General features: G+C 65.5%; 1 protein-coding gene. It reads left to right on the forward strand.

The window, feature by feature from the left end; translation table 11 throughout:
* Positions 1-255, forward strand: a 255-nt coding sequence (locus EG885_RS23010; protein ID WP_165571285.1) for a hypothetical protein, incomplete at both ends; no start/stop codon positions are given.

Here is a 255-nt window from a genome sequence, read left to right on the forward strand (position 1 = left end):
AGAGCAGCAGAACGATCGCCGCAGCTATGCCGGGCTGGCCTCACATGAAAGCTATGCCACGGCCCTGCGCCGCCTGCGCCCCGGGATCGAACTGGACACGGCCTCCTGTCTTGGAACGGGCGACATTACGGATTTGAGCCGCCTTGACGGCATCGTCTTCGCCGGTTCCCCCATCCAGATGCACGAGGACAACGTCGAGGCGCGCGCGGCCGCCCATTTCATGACACAGGTGTTCGAGGCGGGGGTGCCCGCCTT

Source organism: Paracoccus nototheniae (assembly GCF_004335005.1).
GTDB lineage: Bacteria > Pseudomonadota > Alphaproteobacteria > Rhodobacterales > Rhodobacteraceae > Paracoccus > Paracoccus nototheniae.